This is a genomic window from Synechococcus sp. CB0205 (assembly GCF_000179255.1).
In the GTDB taxonomy this organism is placed as follows: Bacteria; Cyanobacteriota; Cyanobacteriia; order PCC-6307; family Cyanobiaceae; genus Vulcanococcus.
Genome location: NZ_ADXM01000068.1, coordinates 17162 through 31876, shown reverse-complemented (window position 1 = coordinate 31876; position 14715 = coordinate 17162). Strand labels below are relative to the sequence as shown.

General features: G+C 63.7%; 20 protein-coding genes and 1 tRNA gene. 7 read left to right on the top strand and 14 right to left on the bottom strand.

Annotated elements, in window-relative coordinates; translation table 11 throughout:
* Window positions 1-173 precede the first annotated feature (173 nt).
* The 5 genes from CB0205_RS0113340 to petC form a co-directional block, all read right to left on the bottom strand.
* Window positions 174-245, bottom strand: a tRNA-Val gene (locus CB0205_RS0113340).
* A gap of 55 nt (window positions 246-300) precedes the next feature.
* Window positions 301-1074: a precorrin-4 C(11)-methyltransferase gene (cobM, locus tag CB0205_RS0113335; RefSeq protein WP_010317988.1), complete on the bottom strand. Its 774-nt coding sequence runs from the start codon at window positions 1072-1074 to the stop codon at window positions 301-303.
* The gene (gene lgt / locus CB0205_RS0113330) at window positions 1071-1925 is read right to left on the bottom strand and encodes a prolipoprotein diacylglyceryl transferase (protein WP_010317986.1); all 855 of its coding nucleotides are present in this window, start codon (window positions 1923-1925) and stop codon (window positions 1071-1073) included. The genes cobM and lgt overlap by 4 nt, the downstream gene beginning before the upstream one ends.
* The gene (gene petA / locus CB0205_RS0113325; protein WP_029626410.1) at window positions 1925-2857 is read right to left on the bottom strand and encodes a cytochrome f; all 933 of its coding nucleotides are present in this window, start codon (window positions 2855-2857) and stop codon (window positions 1925-1927) included. Before petA ends, lgt begins: the two co-directional genes overlap by 1 nt.
* A gap of 38 nt (window positions 2858-2895) precedes the next feature.
* A complete protein-coding gene (petC, locus tag CB0205_RS0113320; protein ID WP_010317981.1) occupies window positions 2896-3444 on the bottom strand; it encodes a cytochrome b6-f complex iron-sulfur subunit in 549 nt (182 codons plus the stop codon).
* Between the two features lie 132 nt (window positions 3445-3576).
* Between petC and CB0205_RS0113315 the strand changes: the two genes are divergently transcribed.
* A complete protein-coding gene (locus CB0205_RS0113315) occupies window positions 3577-3912 on the top strand; it encodes a DUF3067 family protein (RefSeq protein WP_232197338.1) in 336 nt (111 codons plus the stop codon).
* 1 nt (window position 3913) lies between these two features.
* Here CB0205_RS0113315 and tatC read toward each other — a convergent pair whose 3' ends face one another.
* Both tatC and CB0205_RS14940 read right to left on the bottom strand, forming a co-directional pair.
* Window positions 3914-4717, bottom strand: a complete 804-nt coding sequence (gene tatC / locus CB0205_RS0113310; RefSeq protein ID WP_010317979.1) for a twin-arginine translocase subunit TatC — start codon at window positions 4715-4717, stop codon at window positions 3914-3916.
* Complete coding sequence (locus CB0205_RS14940) at window positions 4714-6432, bottom strand: NFACT family protein (protein ID WP_010317978.1); 1719 nt, start codon at window positions 6430-6432, stop codon at window positions 4714-4716. Before CB0205_RS14940 ends, tatC begins: the two co-directional genes overlap by 4 nt.
* A 59-nt stretch (window positions 6433-6491) precedes the next feature.
* Here CB0205_RS14940 and gmk point away from each other — a divergent pair, with 59 nt between their 5' ends.
* A complete protein-coding gene (gmk, locus tag CB0205_RS0113300; protein ID WP_010317977.1) occupies window positions 6492-7061 on the top strand; it encodes a guanylate kinase in 570 nt (189 codons plus the stop codon).
* A 56-nt stretch (window positions 7062-7117) separates the two neighbouring features.
* On the opposite strand, the gene psaJ is transcribed toward gmk, so the two are convergent.
* On the bottom strand, window positions 7118-7234 hold the full coding sequence (gene psaJ, locus CB0205_RS0113295; protein WP_010317976.1) for a photosystem I reaction center subunit IX: 117 nt from the start codon (window positions 7232-7234) through the stop codon (window positions 7118-7120).
* 38 nt (window positions 7235-7272) lie between these two features.
* Window positions 7273-7752 (bottom strand): photosystem I reaction center subunit III, encoded by a 480-nt coding sequence (locus CB0205_RS0113290; RefSeq protein WP_010317975.1) that lies wholly within the window; start codon window positions 7750-7752, stop codon window positions 7273-7275.
* Between the two features lie 65 nt (window positions 7753-7817).
* On the opposite strand from CB0205_RS0113290, the gene tsaD reads away from it, so the two are divergent.
* Window positions 7818-8885 carry a tRNA (adenosine(37)-N6)-threonylcarbamoyltransferase complex transferase subunit TsaD gene (tsaD, locus tag CB0205_RS0113285; protein ID WP_029626409.1) on the top strand — a complete coding sequence of 356 codons (1068 nt, stop codon included), beginning with the start codon at window positions 7818-7820 and terminating at the stop codon, window positions 8883-8885.
* A gap of 36 nt (window positions 8886-8921) precedes the next feature.
* Window positions 8922-9104: a high light inducible protein gene (locus tag CB0205_RS0113280; RefSeq protein WP_010317973.1), complete on the top strand. Its 183-nt coding sequence runs from the start codon at window positions 8922-8924 to the stop codon at window positions 9102-9104.
* Here CB0205_RS0113280 and CB0205_RS16775 read toward each other — a convergent pair.
* A complete protein-coding gene (locus CB0205_RS16775; RefSeq protein ID WP_369791667.1) occupies window positions 9101-9778 on the bottom strand; it encodes a type IV pilus twitching motility protein PilT in 678 nt (225 codons plus the stop codon). The two genes, CB0205_RS0113280 and CB0205_RS16775, sit on opposite strands and share 4 nt — an antisense overlap.
* Before the next feature lie 33 nt (window positions 9779-9811).
* Window positions 9812-10264, bottom strand: a complete 453-nt coding sequence (locus CB0205_RS16770; protein WP_369791666.1) for a hypothetical protein — start codon at window positions 10262-10264, stop codon at window positions 9812-9814.
* Between the two features lie 102 nt (window positions 10265-10366).
* Between CB0205_RS16770 and wecB the strand changes: the two genes are divergently transcribed.
* Complete coding sequence (gene wecB / locus CB0205_RS0113270; RefSeq protein ID WP_043706178.1) at window positions 10367-11509, top strand: non-hydrolyzing UDP-N-acetylglucosamine 2-epimerase; 1143 nt, start codon at window positions 10367-10369, stop codon at window positions 11507-11509.
* Here the strand turns inward: wecB and CB0205_RS0113265 are convergent.
* Window positions 11506-12705 (bottom strand): efflux RND transporter periplasmic adaptor subunit, encoded by a 1200-nt coding sequence (locus CB0205_RS0113265; RefSeq protein WP_010317971.1) that lies wholly within the window; start codon window positions 12703-12705, stop codon window positions 11506-11508. The genes wecB and CB0205_RS0113265 overlap by 4 nt on opposite strands.
* Window positions 12706-12820: 115 nt before the next feature.
* On the opposite strand from CB0205_RS0113265, the gene ychF reads away from it, so the two are divergent.
* Window positions 12821-13912 (top strand): redox-regulated ATPase YchF, encoded by a 1092-nt coding sequence (ychF, locus tag CB0205_RS0113255; RefSeq protein WP_010317968.1) that lies wholly within the window; start codon window positions 12821-12823, stop codon window positions 13910-13912.
* Between the two features lie 10 nt (window positions 13913-13922).
* On the opposite strand, the gene CB0205_RS0113250 is transcribed toward ychF, so the two are convergent.
* Window positions 13923-14201 (bottom strand): hypothetical protein, encoded by a 279-nt coding sequence (locus CB0205_RS0113250; protein WP_369791665.1) that lies wholly within the window; start codon window positions 14199-14201, stop codon window positions 13923-13925.
* Window positions 14202-14214: 13 nt separating this feature from the next.
* Window positions 14215-14361, bottom strand: a complete 147-nt coding sequence (locus tag CB0205_RS16205; protein WP_010317965.1) for a hypothetical protein — start codon at window positions 14359-14361, stop codon at window positions 14215-14217.
* 140 nt (window positions 14362-14501) lie between these two features.
* Here CB0205_RS16205 and CB0205_RS0113240 point away from each other — a divergent pair, with 140 nt between their 5' ends.
* Window positions 14502-14714 (top strand): Nif11-like leader peptide family natural product precursor, encoded by a 213-nt coding sequence (locus CB0205_RS0113240; RefSeq protein WP_010317963.1) that lies wholly within the window; start codon window positions 14502-14504, stop codon window positions 14712-14714.
* Window position 14715 lies beyond the last annotated feature (1 nt).

Below are 14715 nucleotides of genomic sequence, written 5' to 3'. Positions count from 1 at the left end.
ATGAAGAGCTGGATATATCCAGCAATGAAACTTTAAGCGCTGCTCACGCTCGCCGTGCCCGCTTCCGATGCCGGCTGGTGATGGAATTGATCAGCCCGGCTTATGGCCATGTCCCCCGAAACACAAAAAAGCCGGGTGCAGTCTGCTGCGCCCGGCCAGGGGGTTCAAACAAGTGGGCGATACTGGATTCGAACCAGTGACCCCTTCCGTGTGAAGGAAGTGCGCTACCGCTGTGCTAATCGCCCGCGTGCGCTCATCGCTCGCGCAGTCAGAGCTTAGATCATGGCCCGCGCGGCGGGCCTACTCAGCACCGCCGCGGAAGAGGTGATTGTGGCTCGCTGAATAGAGCTTGGAGCGGGGCCCCCCAGGGGCCGCGAGGGCGGGGCTCACCACGTAGAGGGTCGTGCGGATCAGCTCGCGCTCGCGGCTGACCCGATCGATGTCCTTCAGGGGGACAACGCTGATCCACTCATCGGGCCAGCTGACGCGATAGCCAATGGCCACAGGGGTGTCCGCTGGATAGTGCAGCAGCAGTTCACGCTGCACCTCCTCGACGTGACGAGCACTGAGGTACAGGCAGAGGGAGGCCTTGAGCGATGCCAGGCGCTCCAGAGACTCGCTCTCTGGCACGCCGGTTCGCCCCCCTGCCCTTCCAATCACAATCGTCTGCACCAGTCCGGGAATGGTGAGCTCGCTGTTCAGGCGGGCGGCAGTGGCCTGATAAGCACTGAGTCCGGGGACGACCTCCACGGCAACATTGGCATCGAGCAAGCGGCAGAGCTGTTCGTTGAGGGCGCTGTAGAGGCAAGTGTCTCCGTCATGCAGGCGCACCACGCGCTTGCCCTGCTTGACGCGATCGAGCATCAGCAGCATCACCTCCTCCAAGGTCAGGGTGCTGGTTCGGATCCGCTCGCAGTCCTGAGGCGCCATTGCCGCCAGCTGAGGATTGACCAGCGAATCGGTCCAGATCAGGACCTCCGCTTGTTCAATCGTTCTGGCTGCCCGCAGGGTCAGCAGATCGGGAGCGCCTGGGCCCGCTCCAACAATCCAGACCTTTCCCGTGGTTGTGCTCATGGCTTCACTCCGCTGGGGTCGGGAAGGGGGCGTTTGCGGCCATAGAGCCAGTAGAGGCCCAAGCCACCCAGCGCGATCAAGACCAGGCTGATCAGCTGGGCCATGCGCAGTCCACCGGCGCAGTAGGGCGGTGTCCCCATCAGGCAGAGCGGATCAATCCGCAGTCCTTCAATCCAAAGGCGACCGCAGCTGTAACTAATCAGATAGACGCAGCTCAGGGCGCCAGCAGGCAGTGCGATCCGCCCTTCCATCCCCCGCCGAAACAGCCAGAGCAGCAGCAGCAGGACGCCCAGGTTCCAGATCGACTCGTAGAGAAAGGTCGGATGAAAGGTCGATTGATCGAGAAATTCAACCGGTCGGTTCGAAAACGGGATGGTCAGCTTCCAGGGAAGGTCCGTGGGAAGACCGAAGGCCTCGGAATTAAAAAAGTTCCCCCAGCGACCGATGGCCTGGCCGAGCGCCACTGAGGGAAGCAGGACATCCAGCAGATTCCAGAAGGCGATCTTGCGCCAGCGGCTGTAGAGGATCACCGCCAAGGTCCCACCAATCAGGGCCCCATGGATGGCAATGCCGCCGCGCCAGATGGCCAGTGCATCCAGCCAGTTGAAGCGGTACTGACGCCACTCAAAGGTGACGTAGTAGATCCGAGCACCAACGACGGCCGCCAGGACCAGCAGCGGCAGCAGATCGGCGATCAGCGTCGAATCGATGCCCCGCTCTTTGCCAAGGCGCGTGGCCAGGGCGAGTCCGCAGAGCACCGCAATCGCGATGAGCAGCCCGTACCAACGCAAAGAAAATGGCCCCAGCTGAAACAGCAAGGGGCCAGGGGAGGTGAACACAGCGAAGGGCATCAAAGGCCTTCGGCGGCCTGCACCTTCTCGAACTGCTTCTTCTTCAGAACAAGCATGATCTGGGCAAGAGCCACGGCGGCGAAGAAGGCCAGCAAGCCGTAGATGCGCACAGGGTTCTGCAGAACGACCTCAGCATCCAGTTGACCGAAGCCACCCACGTTGGGGTCATTGGTCAGGGCTGCACCAGCGGCGACCACATCGCCCACTTGGGCAGTGATGGTGGGGCCAGCGGGGATGGTGTCGCTCACGCTGTTGCCGTCGGCGGTCTTGATGACGACAACGGAGGCACCGGCGTCACCGGCGTTGATCGCTTCAACGGTGCCAGCAGCAGAAGCGTTGAAGACGCCGTTGTTGCTCTTCTCACCGGTGGGGTATACCTGACCGCGGCCGCGGTTACCGCCGACGTGCAGCTGGAACTTGCCGAAGTGGATGTTGCTATCGGCAGCGGGGTCAGGCGAGAGGATCGGGAAGACGATCTTCTGGTTGTCATCGCCGGGCAGTGGACCGACCAACAGGATGTTGGGGTTCTCTTCGTCCCAGGTGGTGACGTAAACGCCTTCGGTCTCTTCCTTGAGTTCGTCGGTCAGACGATCAGCGGGAGCGAGTTTGAAACCGTCGGGAAGCATCACGACAGCACCCACGTTCAGGCCGGTGGGAGAGCCATCGCCAGACACCTGCTGAACGCTTGTGTCGTAAGGGATCTCGACTTCAACCTTGAAGACCTCATCGGGGAAGACCGCTTGGGGCAGTTCCACGTGGGTGGGCTTCTTCGCCAGGTGGCAGTTGGCGCAGGCCAGCTTGCCGGTGGCTTCCCGGGGGTAGTCGTACTGCTGCTGTGCCCAGAAGGGATAAGCCCAGCTGGCCTGAGGAGCAAAGAAGAGTGCGCCGAGAACCAGAACCGAACTCAGCAGCAGGGAGAAGGAGCGACGCATGGGGCGTGGGGGCGAGAGGGAAACGGTTGGGGAGGAGATCAGACCCACCAGGGCTTCTCGCCGGTGCGGAAATCAGTTTCGGTCCACTGGCTCAGGAACACGTTGTCGTTCTCGACCGAGACGTGTGCAAGGGCCAGGGAGAGGGGGGCAGGGCCGCGCACCACCTTGCCGGTGTTGTCGTACTGCGAGCCGTGGCAGGGGCACATGAACTTGTTGGCCGCTGCGTTCCAGGGCACAACGCAACCCAGGTGGGTGCAGATGGCATTAATGCCGTAGCTGCCGATGGCATCACTGCCTTCGACGATCAGGTAGGTGGGGTCGCCCTTGAGGCCCTGCACCAGATTGCGATCACCCTCGCGGTGGTCGCTCAGCCAGCCACTGGCGGTGACGGAGTTACCCAGCTCGTCCTTGGCTGCCGTACCACCGCCGGAGCCAGCGGCCTTCGGGGGGATGAAGTAGTTGGCCACCGGGTAGAGGGCGCCAAGGGCAACTCCGGTCACCGAACCGAAGGTCAGCAGGTTCATGAACTGCCGGCGACCCATTCCGGGGACATCACCGCTCGAGGCGCTCGCTGGGATTTGGGTCATACGGGGCGGCCTGCAGCCACATCGACGTGGGGGCCATTATGGACCTTGTCGTTCCCGCAACGGGCCCGAACTGCAGGCAGGTGGCCGAAGCCTGCAACATGCTGTTGCGAGGGCGTCTTGCTTTGCCTTGCTGTGACTGAGTCACCTGCCGTTCCCCTGGCCACTGCGGAGATCCTTGAGACCCTGCGGGGCCGTTGGCAGGCCTCCTACGACCTACAGCTGACGTCCCGGCGCGGTCGCCTTTATTTGCAGGTGATGTGGGCGTACCTCGAGCAGCAATCCTTTCCCCTGGATGCTGAGCAGTACACCGCCAAGCTCGACGAGCTTGTGGCCACCCTCAATGGGCTTGGTGTGGCAGGACAGGTGCGCCAATGGCTCACCACCACCAATGACAAACCCCGCCTGGGTAAGGCGATGAACCTGGCCCTGGAGCTTCCTGAGGGGCGGGCGAGTGAGTTCCTGCTCTGATCTAGGCCGGCCGTTGGACCACCCGAGCCAAGCCAACACCGACGAGATAGAGCGCCGTGATGGCGCCACTGAGCAGCAGCATCGTGATCGGGTCCGTCGAGGGGGTCAGCACAGCCCCGGCCAGGGCGGAGGCCATCACCACAAAACGCCAGGCCGAGAGCATGGACTCTGAGCGCACGAGTCCAAGGGCCGCCAGCAGCATCTGCAGCACGGGTAGTTGGAAGGCCAAAGCGGTGGCCACCATCAACAGCAACACGAAGTCCAGATAGCGCTCGATGGACCACAGCGGCTCAACGACATCCGCGCCGTAACTCACGAGGAAGTTCAGTGCCGCTGGAACCAGGGCCCACCAGGCAAAGGCCAGGCCCGCCATAAACAGCACGGCGGACCCCGCGACCGCTGGAGCCACGAGCTTTTGTTCCCTGCGGGTCAGGCCGGGTAGGACGAAGGCCAGGCCTTCGTAGAGGACGTAGGGCAGGGCCAGGGTGAGACCGGCGTAGCCCGCCACCTTCAAAGAGACCAGTAGGAATTCCCCCGGTGCCAGCTGCAGGAAGTGAATGCCGTGGGCGGGTACCTCAAGCAGGCGCACCAGCGGCCGGACAAACAGCAGACACGCGGCCGCGCCAACGACCACCGCAAGCAGGCTGCGCAGGACTCGGCTGCGCAACTCCTCGAGGTGCCCAACGAGGGTCATCTCCACCTCGGAGGGGAAGTCCTCTTGGACTTCAGCGGCCGGAATCTTGATGGGAGGCGGCGGCGCGACTCCAGCGGGGCGACCGTCAGGGCCCTGGGGTTGATCGCTCATGACTGTTGCTCCCCACTGAGGCTAAGGGGTTTGCCGCGCAGTAGTGCCTCAGCGGCGTCGGGGTCGGCCCAGAGGACTTCCCCGCCGCGGTGCCTGACCGTGCCTGGACCCGCCCCCGGGATCCGCTGCAACTGCTCACAGGGGGTCATGACCACCGCTACCTGGCGATTGCCGCGGGCACGGCTGAAGTGGGCCGCCAGGCTGGCCGCCGCTTGCAGATCGCTGTCCTCCGCAGGGGCGACCGAACTCTTCAGCACCACATGGCTACCGGGGCACTCCTGGGCGTGGAACCAGAGATCCCCCTTGCGGGCCTGTTGGAGGCTGATCCATTCGTTCTGGCGGTGATTGCGGCCAACTTGGATCGTCAGACCCCTTGGGCTGGTGACGGATAGGGGGCTGGGATCCCCCTGCGCTCGCCTGCGTTCCTTGCGGTTGCTGGGTTGGCGTTGCCAGAGCCTCTCGCTGTCCTCTTCGAGGGCCTGCAGTTGCAGGAGCCCGTTGGCGGGGTCCCATTGGCACTCGAGCTGGATGAGCTCCAGGAAGGTCAGGCTTGCCTCCAGTTGCTCAAGTTGCTGCTGGTGCTGGGCCAGTCGGGGGGTGATGGCGGCCACGGAGCGCCGCAGACGCCGCGCTTTTTTGTAGAGCTTCTGGGCCTCGTTCACCGTGTCTCGGCTGGGGTTGGCTTGGCAGAGCAGGGCGTCGGCCTGCTCCTGCAGTCCAGTGCTGTTGCCGACTTGATCCAGGAGCGCTTGCTGTTGCTGCTGTTGCTGCCGTTCGCGCTCCAAGGCCCGCTCGAGCCGCTGCTTGAGGGCCTGCTGCCGCTGTTGAAAGGTCCTGGCTTGCAAGCGATCGCGGTGATAGCTCGCGAGCTGGGCGTTGAGGCTGACTGGCTGCTCTGGTGCGCGCTCGCTGCTCCAACAGCAATACCCCCCGCCCTCGTCCAGGCGGAATACGAAACGTTCCTCCTCCAGGGCCTCGAGCCAGAGCTGCCAGCGCTGCCAGAGCTGGTCCCAGGTCATCGGGTTGAGGCCCTGCGCGGGTTGATCGAGTAGGTCATCGCCGAGTCCCGCGACCAATTGGCGCGCGAGCGCTGGGCTGATGCCTTGATAGGCGCTGGGCAGGGCGCGTTTTAGCGGCAGCGGCAGCAGTTGCAGTTCGCTTTTCCAGTGCTCAAAGCTCTCGCTGCGGCTGGGGCAGCGACCGCCCATGGGCGGTGGGGCGCTGTAGAGATCGCCCGTGCTGATCGGCCTTAGGCGGGACTGGTTATCGCGGACCTGCCGGGCCACGGCCACGACCCTGCGGTCTTGATCCAGCAGGAAGACATTGCTGTGGCGGCCCATTAACTCCAGGACCAGGCTCCGCTGGGCCGGCTCCCCCGGCCTGGTGGCGAAGTCCAGTTCCACCACCCGCTCCCAACCGTCTTGTTGGAGGCCGGTGAGCGCCAGCCCGCTTAGTCCGTGCTGGAGCTGTTGCGCCAGGGTGCTTCCATCCCCCTGCTTGGGGGGAGGCGGGATCTCCAGCAGGCGCGGTGCTTCGGCCAGCCAGCTGAGCTCGAGCCAGAGCCGCCGCTCCAGCGTGCGGAACCCCAGGTGAAGGGTCTGCCCGTCGGCCTGTTGGGCTTTCTCAAAGCGGCTGGGCACCAGTTGCGGCCGCAGTTCCGCCAACACCGCACGAAGGCTGGTGAGGTCCATGGCCTGGAGGGACTGGGCGGCCATGGTCTGCGCCGATTCGCTGCGGAGGCACTCTTACTCTGCAGGGCCATGGTTGAGTCCCAATGGCGGAAGAGCCCTCCTCCAGCGGCCGGTTGTTTCTGATCACGGGCCCCAGTGGAGTCGGCAAGGGGACCTTGGTGACTGCTCTGCTGGAGCGTCATCCCGAGATCTGGCTTTCGATTTCAGCGACCACCCGCTCCCCCCGCAGCGGCGAGGTGGAGGGCACGAGCTATTTCTTTTTGAACCGGGCTGATTTCGACGCCAAGGTCTCCCAAGGGGGCTTGCTCGAGTGGGCTGAGTTCGCCGGTAACTGCTACGGCACCCCCCGTGAGCCCGTGGAGGCTCAGCTTCAAGCGGGCCGACCGGTCCTGCTGGAGATCGAGTTGGAAGGGGCGCGTCAGGTGCGCCGCAGCTTCCCCAGCGGTTTCCAGATCTTCATCAAGCCCCCCTCCTTTGAGGAGCTCGAGTGCCGCATACGCGGACGGGGCACCGATAGCGATGAGGCCATCGTTCGGCGGCTAGAGCGAGCCCGGGTGGAGCTGCAGGCCGAGTCCGAATTCGATGCGGTGATCGTCAATGGCGATCTGACGGAGGCGTTGCAGCAGCTGGAGCAGTTGATGGGGCTTGGCTAGGGGCGCTGGGCAATAAAAAAGGCCCCGATTGGGGCCTTTTCAATGGCAACTGCCGATCACATCGGGTGGAAGAGGAGATCGGGGAAGAAGCGGTTGAATTCGATCAGGATGCCAGCGGTGACGGTGAACCAGATCGCGGCGAAGACCGGGGCGGTGGTCAGGAACTTTTTCATCGGAATGACGTTGAAAGAGTGGAGATAACCCGCCGCGATCAGCGGGGGGAGACGGTGATCTTGTCGTCGGATTCGGTCAGCTTGCCGCCGCTGAGTTCAGCGAAGGCAGCGATGGGCCAAGTGGCTGCAGCCAGGGTGCTCTTGAAGGCCAGAGACAGGTCGATCTGGATTTCCTTCATGGCGGCGTCCTTGCTGCCACGGATGGCCATCAGGTAGTTGCGACCGGCCCAGCCGATGCAACCAGCGATGTAGAGGAAGGCGATGCCGGGGATGATGAAGTCACCAGCGTGGCTGAGGCGACCATCCACGATCAGGTGGGGCAGGCCATCAGCGCCGCAGGAGGCCTGGCTGTACATCTCGAAGCGCGCCTTGGCCTGGGGGGTGGAGGCGGCGGCGGCCCGGGATTGGAAGCGTGCGCTTTCAGCGCAGGGGGTCAGGCCTGCAACATCAGCTTTCGCCACGGGGGCGAAGCCGAAGATCAGCAGGGCAGAAATGAGAACTGCAAAAAGGCGGCGCATCGTCAGGTCCAGCTGCTGCACGGCAGGATGTCACTTACGGACAGTAAGAGAGCTCTCCAGACCTAATGCCCACGCTGCTGGCCCTCGAAACAAGTTGTGACGAGTCAGCCGCAGCCGTTGTGTGTAATCAAACGGTGCTCGCGAGCGCGGTTGCAACGCAAATGGAGGAGCACGCCCGTTGGGGTGGCGTCGTTCCGGAAATCGCCTCCAGACGCCATGTGGAGGCGCTGCCCCATCTGATTGAACAGGTGATGGCGCAGAGCGGCGTCAGTTACCAGGAGCTCGATGCCATCGCGGCGACCGCGGCCCCGGGGTTGGTCGGTGCGCTGTTGATTGGATCGGTGACCGGGCGGAGCCTGGCTCGCCTTCACGGAAAACCGTTTCTGGGGGTCCATCACCTGGAGGGGCACCTCTGCTCGGTCCAGCTGGGAGATCCCCTGCCGCCGGGACCCTATTTGGTGCTGCTGGTCAGCGGTGGGCACACCGAGATGATCCGTGTGGATGGTCCTGGTGACTACACGCGTCTTGCTCGCAGTCGCGATGACGCCGCCGGTGAGGCCTTTGACAAGGTCGCCCGTCTATTGGGCCTGGGCTATCCGGGAGGCCCGGCCGTTCAGGCCGCCGCCGCCAGTGGCGATTCCAAGCGTTTCAGCCTTCCTAAGGGCCGCGTGTCGCGGCCCGAGGGGGGCTTCCATCCCTACGACTTCAGCTTCAGCGGTCTAAAGACAGCGGTTCTGCGGCTGGTCAATCAACTGCGGGCCGAGGAAGCCGCCGGCGGCGAGCCCTTCCCCTTGGCGGATGTGGCGGCGAGCTTTGAGCAGGTGGTCGCTGACGTTTTGGTCGAGCGCACGACCCGCTGCGCCCGCGATCAGGGACTCAAAACCATCGTCATGGTGGGCGGAGTGGCGGCAAACCATCGTTTGCGCGCGCGGCTGGAGGAGCGTTGCCAGGCCCTTGCGATCGAGTGGCGGGTAGCGCCCCTGGCCTACTGCACCGATAACGCCGCAATGATCGGTGTGGCGGCCGAACAGCGCTTCCGTGCTGGCGCACAAAGCTCGATTGAGCTGGCTGTGACGCCCAGGCTGCCCCTGGAGCAGGCTCCGGTTCTTTATGAACCCCAGGCGCCCTTCTGATTTCCGTAGGCTGCTTGGAGTTTGAAGGCAGAGGCGATGGCCACTGCAGACTCCGCCCCTACCCCAGACCAGGTTGTTGAAGCGGCTCCTGAGGAGCTGAACCAGTGGAAGCGCGGCTTTACGCCTCAGGCTGAAATCTGGAACGGCCGCATGGCGATGGTGGGCCTCTCCGTTGGCTTGAGTGTCTTGCTGATTGCCCGCCTCGCCGGCAAGGTCTAGTCCTTGCCCCGCAGGGCCTGGCCAAGTTCGTTGGGCTTGAGGCTTTGGGCGAGGGCCGCCTCGCCTGAAGTCCTTCCCCCTTCCACCAAGGCGATCAGGGCCTGATTGGCGGTTTGCATGCCATCAAAGCCGCTGCGGGCCATGATCGATTCGATCTCTACAAGCTCACCGCGCTCGAGGTAGTCCTTGCAGGCGTCGGTGTTGATCAAGATGTCGTGAAACGCGGCCCGTTTGCCGTCGCTCGTTTTGATCAGCCCTTGGGCGACCACCCCGAGCAGACTTTCCGCCAGGGAGCGCCGCAGGCTGCCTTGGTCCTGGGGCGGAACCATCCCCAGAACCCGCTCGACGGTTTTGACGGCCGAATTGGTGTGCAGGGTGCCGAAGACCAGGTGACCGGTCTGGGATGCCTCAAGGGCAGTGGTCAGGGTCTCGCCGTCGCGAATTTCCCCAATCAGGATCACGTCGGGGTCTTCCCTCAGGGCAGCCCTGAGGGCACTCGGAAAGTGCTTGGTGTGCTGCCCGACTTCGCGGTGGCGAATCAAGGACTGCTGGCTGCGGTGCACAAATTCCACCGGGTCCTCAATCGTGAGGATGTGACAGGCCCGGTTGCGATTGATCCAATCGATCATCGCGGCGAGGGTTGTGCTCTTGCCTGACCCGGTGGGACCTGTGATCAGAACAAGGCCCTTGGGTTTGGAGGCCAGCTCCTACAGCACTGGGGGGAGCTGGAGCTCCTCAAGGCTGGCGATGGTTTGCGGAATCAGCCGCAGCACCATCGCGGGTCCCCGCAGGGAGTCCAGGAGGTTGATGCGGACCCTGACGAAGGGGAAGGCGTGGGAGCCATCAAATTCTTTGTCCCGCTGGAAGGCATCGATCTGAGCTGGGCTCAGCATTTCCCTGAGCCAGTGCTGGAAGCCCGCGGCATCGGTGACGGGCCAGCCCGTGCGCAGCATCTCGCCGCGGTCGCGGTAGCGGGGTTCCTCGCCCACCCCAAGGTGGACATCGGAGAAGCCCTGCTCCGCAGCAAGTTTGACGATGCCTTCGAGTGAGCTGGGTTGCTGCCCTTGGAGGGCTCCATCCAGTGGCTTAGTCGGGCTTTCTGCTGCTGCCGTTGCCTGCTCTGGGAACAGCCCGATGGGGAAGGGCGAACTGTTGCTCACTGGCCCGCAGGCGCGCTGCCGTCACTGTTGCTGCAAATCCGATCAGGGGCAGTTTTTTTGCCCGCCATCTTTAGGATCCACAGGTCTGCCAACGGCACCTGAGTGAGCGCTCCCCACAACGTCTGCATCGTGTTGGGAACCCGTCCGGAGGCGATCAAGCTCGCTCCGGTGATCCAGGCCTTCCAGCAGTCCGATGACTTCAACACCCGGGTGGTGCTGACCGGTCAGCACCGGGAGATGGTGACCCAGGTGATGGACCTGTTTGACCTGCAGGCCGACCATGACTTGGCCTTGATGGCCCCCAAGCAAACCCTGACCCACATCACCTGCGGGGCGCTGCAGGGCTTGAAGGCTGAGTTTGAGCAGTTCCCCCCTGACTTGGTCTTGGTGCAGGGGGACACCACGACGGCCTTTGCTTCCGCTTTGGCGGCGTTCTACGAGCAAATCCCTGTGGGCCACGTGGAAGCGGGCCTGCGCACCGACAATATTTTTGATCCCTACCCCGAGGAGGCCAACCGCCGTCTGATCTCCCAGGTGGCCTTGCTGCACTTTGCTCCGACCCACGTCTCGGCCCGCAACCTTGCGGCCTCTGGGGTGGTGGGCCAAACCATCACCACCGGAAACACGGTGATTGATGCGCTGTTGTTGATGGCGAAAAAAGCTCCCCCGTTTGAGCTGCCGGGGTTGGACTTTGAGAAGCAGCGGGTGATTCTGGCGACGGTCCACCGCAGGGAGAACTGGGGCGAGCGGCTCCAGGAGATCGGCAAGGGCTTTTTGGCGGTGCTGGAGCGCTACCCCGATACGGCGCTGTTGCTGCCGCTGCATCGCAACCCAACGGTGCGGGAGCCCCTGCAGGCACTCCTGGGTGATCACCCCCGGGCGTTCTTGACCGAACCGCTGGACTACGACCGTCTGGTGGCGGCGATGCGCGGCGCGACGCTTCTGTTGACGGACTCCGGTGGACTGCAGGAGGAGGCTCCGGCCCTGGGTAAACCTGTCCTGGTGTTGCGGCGCACCACCGAGCGGCCCGAGGCCGTGGATGCCGGCACCGCCAAGCTGATCGGCACGGATTCCGCTGACATTCTCCGGGAGGCTTCGCTGCTGCTGGATGACGCCGAGGCCTACGAAGAGATGTCCAGGGCGCACAACCCCTTCGGGGATGGCCAGGCCAGCACGCGCATCCTGGAGGCCTGCCGCAGCTTCCTCAACGAGCGCCGTCATGCGGCGGCTGAGGCGCAGGTTTAGTTCGAATCGCCTTTGCGCTTTGCCCAGGGGGGCAGGTCGATAAAGACCCGTGTCCCGGGCTTGATGCCGTCAAGGATTTGGGTGTTGCGGCCGCTACTGGCTCCGAGGGTCACGGCTTGGAACTTGGGCTGGTTGCCCGGGCCCACCAGCAGAACGCCAGGCTTACCCCGCTCGGTCACGACCGCCACCGTCGGCACCAGCGTCCGCGGGGGGAGGTTCCCGGTATTGAAGTCGATGTCGGCGGTCATCCCGATGCGCAGTTCAGGCGCCGGCTCGACGAACTTCAGGGTGACCTCAAAGGAGGTGACGTTGTTGAGCTTGGCCGCGCGCGGAGCAATCTGACGGACCTGGGCCTTGAAGCGACGGTCCTGGAAGGCATCGACGCGCACCGAGCCGGTTTGTCCGAGCTTGATCCGGCCGATGTCGCTTTCTGGCACCTTGGCCACGGCCTCGAGGCCCTGGGCCAACTCAACGATGGAGGAGCTGCTGGCACCGGCGGAGGCGGAGGCCGAGGTGGTGGGCGTCACGTAGGCCCCAGGGTCGGCAAACCGCGCGGTGATGGTTCCGGCAAAGGGAGCCCGGACGACCAATTCACTGCGCTCCATCTCGCGCTGCTCCAGCCGCTGTTGGGCCGCCTCGACGGCGGCGCGGTCGACGAGGTAGGCCGCCTTGGCGCTGTTGTAGTTGTCCTGGCTAATGGCGCCGTTGCGCACCAGGTTTTCCCGGCGTTGCAGTTCGCTCTGGCTACGCGCCTGTTGGGCTTTGGCCGATTGCAGTTGGGCGGAGAGCTCCTCGAGCCGGTCCTGAAGGTCACCCCCATCCATCAGGGCCAGGGCCTGGCCGGCTTTGACGCTGTCGCCCTCTTCCACATAAAGGGTCTTGAGTACCCCTTGGCGTTTGGGGCTGACGTTGACCAGGCGGAAGGCCTCTAGTTCGCCACTGGCCGTGATCAGGCCCGGCAGGGAGCCTTCCTCGGCGACGGAGGTGTAAGTGTTGAGGCTGCGGGCTTGCTTGGCGCTCCGGCTGAGGTTGAGCGCCGTTGCTCCACCGGCAATCAAAACGGTCCCGGCCAGGGCGGCGGCCCAGAAGCGACGACGGGCCAGCCAGGGGCGATCGGCCGCAAGTCTCTTGAGGCTCAAGGTGTTGCCTTGCAGCCAGGTCGCAACAGGTTGTTTTCGACGACGGTCTTGGAGCATCGCGTTGACCTGCCTGGCTCCCGGTGTCACCCCAGTCTTCCTGGTGGCGGGCAGCGGGCGGGGGTTCGCTCAGGGAGGGATCACCGCCATCAAGGGCAAACCGTAGATTCCATCGATGCTTAAAGCCGGAATCGTGGGGCTGCCCAATGTGGGCAAGTCGACCCTGTTCAACGCCTTGGTGGCCAATGCTCAAGCGGAAGCCGCCAACTATCCCTTTTGCACGATTGAGCCGAACTCCGGTGTGGTGGCGGTTCCTGATCCCCGTCTGCAGCAGCTTTCGGATCTGAGCAAGAGCAAGGAACTGATCCCGACGCGGGTGGAGTTTGTCGATATTGCGGGCCTGGTGAAGGGCGCCAGCCAAGGGGAAGGCCTGGGCAACAAATTTCTGGCCAATATCCGGGAGGTGGACGCCATCGTCCACGTCGTGCGTTGCTTCGAGGACGACGACGTGATCCACGTGAGTGGGTCGGTTGGACCCGCCCGCGATGCCGAGGTGATCAACCTGGAGCTGGGCCTGGCGGACCTGTCCCAGGTGGAGAAACGCCGCGAGCGTCTGAAAAAGCAAGCGCGCACCAGCAAAGAAGCCCAGGCGGAAGACGAGGCCCTTGAGCGCATCCAGGCGGTGCTGGAGCAGGGCGGTGCCGCGCGCAGCGTCAGCCTCACCGAGGAAGAGGCCGCGATGATCAAGCCCCTGGGCTTGCTGACGGCCAAGCCAATCATCTACGCCACCAACGTCAGCGAGGACGACCTCTCCCGTGGCAATGCCTACTGCGAGGAAGTCGCGGTCTTGGCGGAGAAAGAGGGTGCAGGAACCGTGCGTATCTCCGCGCAGGTGGAGGCGGAACTGATTGAGCTGCCTGAAGAGGACCGTGCTGAATTCTTGGAAGGACTGGGCGTTGAAGAGGGTGGTCTGCAGAGCCTGATCCGGGCCACCTACAGCCTGCTGGGCCTGCGCACCTATTTCACGACGGGTGAAAAGGAAACCCGTGCTTGGACGATCAAAGCCGGCATGACCGCTCCCCAGGCCGCTGGTGTGATTCACACCGACTTCGAGCGCGGCTTTATTCGGGCCCAGACCATTGGCTACAAGCAGTTGCTTGAAGCGGGTTCACTCTCTGAAGCCCGGAATAAAGGTTGGCTGCGTGCTGAAGGGAAGGAGTACGTCGTTGAAGAAGGCGATGTGATGGAGTTCCTTTTCAACGTGTAATTCGAGACGTTTAGCGAATCAGATTCATCCCAAGAAAACCGCGGCCCAGACCTGAGCTGCGGTCCTGCAGATAGGTCAGGGCAATTTCAAAATCCATCAGCCCGGCCTCTTCGATGGCCTCCCGGCTGAGCTTGCCCTCGCTTTGCGCGGCGTAGTTGGCGTAGATCTCTTCTTTGCGCGCACCAAGGAAGCTCACCACTTCCTGAACGACAAAGTTTGCCCACTCGTTTTTGTCTTTCGCGCTGACGGCGGTGGGGCCTGGCATGGGGCGATGGAGGCGCAGTCGCACCAGTTTGGAGTCTTCAGCGCTGCCCCAGCAGCTCATCCCAACTCAGCCCATCGTTTTGGAGAGTTCGAGCGGGAATGGTGAAGGTGCTCTCCGGCCATTCCGGCCACAGCGCGCGGGTCTCGTGATCCGGGGTGATGACCACGGGGAGGGTGGCTTCCATTCAGGCCGAGATGGCTTCGCGCCCCTCAGAGTGCCTGTTCTGACTCGACTCCGTTGCGCTCTAGGCCACCGGCGGCTGTGCTCAAGCCGACAGCTTTTAGCCTGGCCTCCTGAGGATGGAGCACGTTGTCTTTTCAGCAGTTGCAGCAGTTTTTTGTGCGGGTTCAGGCTGAGCCAGCACTGCGGCAAGCGCTGGAGGAGGCGATGACTGCCGACGATGTCGCCCGCTTGGCCCAGGACCTGGGCTTTGAGGTCTCGGGCAGTGACATCCTGCGCTTCTCGGGGCAATCGGCAGCTGGTGTGAGGGTGACTCGCATTGACCATCCGGGGGAATACCCGGGGCGCTACGTCTAGC

Excerpts from the sequence above, each read along its gene's own strand:
- cobM (WP_010317988.1), bottom strand. The coding sequence starts at position 1,074 with ATGAGCACAACCACGGGAAAGGTCTGGATTGTTGGAGCGGGCCCAGGC.
- lgt (WP_010317986.1), bottom strand. The coding sequence starts at position 1,925 with ATGCCCTTCGCTGTGTTCACCTCCCCTGGCCCCTTGCTGTTTCAGCTG.
- petA (WP_029626410.1), bottom strand. The coding sequence starts at position 2,857 with ATGCGTCGCTCCTTCTCCCTGCTGCTGAGTTCGGTTCTGGTTCTCGGC.
- petC (WP_010317981.1), bottom strand. The coding sequence starts at position 3,444 with ATGACCCAAATCCCAGCGAGCGCCTCGAGCGGTGATGTCCCCGGAATG.
- tatC (WP_010317979.1), bottom strand. The coding sequence starts at position 4,717 with ATGAGCGATCAACCCCAGGGCCCTGACGGTCGCCCCGCTGGAGTCGCG.
- CB0205_RS14940 (WP_010317978.1), bottom strand. The coding sequence starts at position 6,432 with ATGGCCGCCCAGTCCCTCCAGGCCATGGACCTCACCAGCCTTCGTGCG.
- gmk (WP_010317977.1), top strand. The coding sequence starts at position 6,492 with ATGGCGGAAGAGCCCTCCTCCAGCGGCCGGTTGTTTCTGATCACGGGC.
- psaJ (WP_010317976.1), bottom strand. The coding sequence starts at position 7,234 with ATGAAAAAGTTCCTGACCACCGCCCCGGTCTTCGCCGCGATCTGGTTC.
- CB0205_RS0113290 (WP_010317975.1), bottom strand. The coding sequence starts at position 7,752 with ATGCGCCGCCTTTTTGCAGTTCTCATTTCTGCCCTGCTGATCTTCGGC.
- tsaD (WP_029626409.1), top strand. The coding sequence starts at position 7,818 with ATGCCCACGCTGCTGGCCCTCGAAACAAGTTGTGACGAGTCAGCCGCA.
- CB0205_RS0113280 (WP_010317973.1), top strand. The coding sequence starts at position 8,922 with ATGGCCACTGCAGACTCCGCCCCTACCCCAGACCAGGTTGTTGAAGCG.
- CB0205_RS0113265 (WP_010317971.1), bottom strand. The coding sequence starts at position 12,705 with ATGCTCCAAGACCGTCGTCGAAAACAACCTGTTGCGACCTGGCTGCAA.
- ychF (WP_010317968.1), top strand. The coding sequence starts at position 12,821 with ATGCTTAAAGCCGGAATCGTGGGGCTGCCCAATGTGGGCAAGTCGACC.
- CB0205_RS16205 (WP_010317965.1), bottom strand. The coding sequence starts at position 14,361 with ATGGAAGCCACCCTCCCCGTGGTCATCACCCCGGATCACGAGACCCGC.